Here is a 2985-nt window from a genome sequence, read left to right as displayed (position 1 = left end):
CACAGTTGCAGACGTGCCAACATCATTGCAAGACTTGGTCAAAGCAGACTTGGGTATTGCTGAGACTGCACAAGCGGCTTCAGTAGGCGAACAAACAACAGAACAAGAAGCGTAAAAGGCGTATCCAATCGGATGCGTTATTTTTTGCCCCCGGTGAGTGGTCGGGGGCTTTATTTTTAAGGGGGAGAAGGTAGTGAGCCAAATAAAAATGTTTGGCAGCACCGTATGGACCGCAATGGTCGGGGCATCGGAGAAGGAGGCGGCGGCAGGGGGAGTTACGGCGCTGACTGGTCTGATTGTTACATTTTTGGGTGGGTGGGACAAGCCGCTGAAGGTGCTGTTTTATATGATGGTGGCAGATTATATTTTCGGAGTTATCGCAGCTTTTAAAAATAAGAAAGCGGACAGTAATGTGATGTTTTGGGGAGGAATCCGTAAGGCTACTGTTTTAATGGTGGTGGGTTTATCTGCACAAATTGATGATTGGTTACAACCAGATGCGCCTATTTTTAGGATCGCAGCGATTTATTTTTACGCCGGTCGTGAAGGGCTGTCACTGGCCGAGAATCTTGGGGCATTGGGAATCCCATTGCCGTTCAAGCTTAAAAGTTTCTTGCGGCAGTTGAAAGACAAGGGAGATGAAACAGATGCAACAACGAAATAGACGTAATGCACAAGGGATTGACGTATCTCATCATCAGGGCAGCATTGATTTTAAAAAGGTTGCTGCAGACGGGATCAGCTTTGTATTTATCAAAGCAACGCAGGGCAAGTCATTCCGCTCCAAAACATTTCTTAAATTTGTGAAGGATGCGAAGGCCGCTGGCCTACTGGTAGGCGCATACCATTACGTTGACGACTCTGCTACAACACCAGAGCTGGCTCGACAAGAGGCGGCTAATTTTGTTTCTGCTATCAAGGACGCTGGAGGCGTGTCCACGTTCGACCTGCCGCCCGTGATGGACTATGAGTCCAATAAGTCCAACCTAAGCAAAACGGCGGTAACTGCGGTCGCTAAGGCGTTCTTACAGGAGGTTGAGCGCCTTACTGGAGTGCGTCCGATTATTTACACGTACCCATCATTTATTGGGAATTTTTTAGGGCTATCCGGTTATCCGCTATGGATTGCACGGTACCACGCCACAAAGGTCCCGGCAGATGCTTCCGGCTGGTCACGTTGGGACTTTTGGCAATACTCCGATGGTCAGTATGGCGGGACGCTGCCGAACGGAAAAATGCGGGTCAATGGCATTGCTGGGCCAGTGGATCTTAACGAGTACAACGGAACAGTGGATGAGTTACGTAATTGGATCAAGGGAATGAAAAAGGAGGAAAAAACAGTGTCAAAACAACAAAGAGACATTAACAAAGTTAGCCCATGGGCAGCCGATGCGTGGAAGGAAATGACCCAAAACGGGTATTTTGATGGAACCCGTCCAGGTGCGCCAATTACTCGGGAAGAAGTTGCTGTTGCTCTTAATCGTCTACGTAAAAACATTCTCAAAGGGGATAAGTAATTATTATGATCGAACAATACATTACAACCATTGCACTATCCGCTATCGGCTTGGTTACAATCGGAGCGCTGACCCTTGGCACGGCGGTATACAGAAAGCTAAAGCCATTGTACGAGGCTCGTTTTACAGCAGAGCAGCGCAAGCGAATTGAGCAACTTGCTCACGATGCCTATGCTTATGCCGAAACCAAATTTGCAGGCCAAGGAGCTGCTAAATTCCACGGGGCAGCTAAGTACCTCGCAGATAAGCTGGGGGCGGTTGGAATACAGGTGGGCTCGGATGAAATAGAATCGGCAGTGCAATTAGCCTGGGAGAAATTTAACCCCGGTAAAACCAAGCGCGTTGATTTTGAATCACAGCCACCTGAAGATGTGGCTAAAGCGGCTGTTTCAGCTTTTGCAGCTAAAGTCAGCGAGTTGGTTAACCAAGCTGTAGGAGATAATAAAGCATCTACAGCTTCTACGAAGGAGCAGACTGCCGTTCCAGCTACCCAACCACCTGTTGCTGCCGAATAATCACAAACGTTTGGAAATACGAAGCACCCTGCTGGCTTAACGCCGGTGGGGTGTTTTTTGTTTACCAGCACCCAGTCACAGAGTGTTTTCACACATATATTAAAGTGAAGACGAGAAAGGAGGCTAACGCAATGAGTGGATGCACAGGTCCAGCTGCTTGCGGTGGGTGGACTTCTACAACAGCAATCTTGGTACTCTATATCCTTCTGGTTATCATTCTTAAATCGTGTTGGGTTTAAATTGAAAAAAGAACTGTATGTATTACCCCATCAATCAAGTTCAACGCCCCTAATCCTGTCATATTCTGTCCGAAAATAGATTAGACCAAAAGCTCTGTTGACCTAATGAGGTGCTCCCTTCCCTTATGCGGTCGGCAAAGCTTTTTTAATGTCTTCGCACTAGAATTACAAGTCATGCTATTGCTAATACTGATAAAAATGGTTGATTTGGTTCCCATTCAAGACCTCCTGGATTAGGCATGTTCCTCATGTTAGATATCCCCCAGGCAAGTGTCCAATCTTCCGCGAATGCCAAACATACAATGTGGTATCTTTTGTGGAGGTGAAATTTATGAAGTGTAGACCGTGTCATTTAAGAAAGCATAGGATCAGACATGCCAAGAAAGTAAGACGGTGTCTTGCTAAGAAAGTTAAAGTGATTAAGGTTAAACCTAAAGTTATGGTTAATGCTCCGCAAGGTCTTCAAGGAATACAGGGTCCTCCAGGACCAGCGGGACCTGCCGGTCCTGCCGGTCCGAAAGGGATTCAAGGATTACAGGGAGTTCCAGGTCCTCCAGGGCCAGCAGGATTACAGGGAGTTCCAGGCCCTCCAGGACCAGCAGGATTACAAGGGATACCAGGAACACCAGGTTTAGCCGGCGCAACAGGACCCGCTGGAGCTACTGGCGCGATAGGCGCAACAGGACCCGCTGGAGCTACTGGCGCGATAGGCGC

At 47.9% G+C, this 2985-nt stretch carries 4 protein-coding genes and 1 pseudogene; all 5 read left to right on the top strand.

Features of this window, described 5'->3' with window-relative positions; all coding sequences use genetic code 11:
- Positions 1–193 precede the first annotated feature (193 nt).
- Positions 194–664 carry a phage holin family protein gene (locus AC5V8P_RS24780; RefSeq protein ID WP_052309226.1) on the top strand — a complete coding sequence of 157 codons (471 nt, stop codon included), beginning with the start codon at positions 194–196 and terminating at the stop codon, positions 662–664.
- Positions 648–1517 (top strand): glycoside hydrolase family 25 protein, encoded by an 870-nt coding sequence (locus AC5V8P_RS24775; RefSeq protein WP_081276796.1) that lies wholly within the window; start codon positions 648–650, stop codon positions 1515–1517. Before AC5V8P_RS24780 ends, AC5V8P_RS24775 begins: the two co-directional genes overlap by 17 nt.
- Before the next feature lie 5 nt (positions 1518–1522).
- Positions 1523–2032 carry a phage holin, LLH family gene (locus AC5V8P_RS24770; RefSeq protein ID WP_064796720.1) on the top strand — a complete coding sequence of 170 codons (510 nt, stop codon included), beginning with the start codon at positions 1523–1525 and terminating at the stop codon, positions 2030–2032.
- Positions 2033–2163: 131 nt separating this feature from the next.
- Complete coding sequence (locus AC5V8P_RS24765; protein WP_231116823.1) at positions 2164–2271, top strand: YjcZ family sporulation protein; 108 nt, start codon at positions 2164–2166, stop codon at positions 2269–2271.
- 331 nt (positions 2272–2602) lie between these two features.
- A pseudogene (locus tag AC5V8P_RS24760) lies at positions 2603–2985 on the top strand (hypothetical protein); the annotation flags it as partial.

This window comes from Paenibacillus sp. N119s, assembly GCF_059447605.1.
The sequence above is the reverse complement of the archived record's forward strand: the minus strand, read 5'-3'. Positions and strand labels throughout refer to the sequence as shown.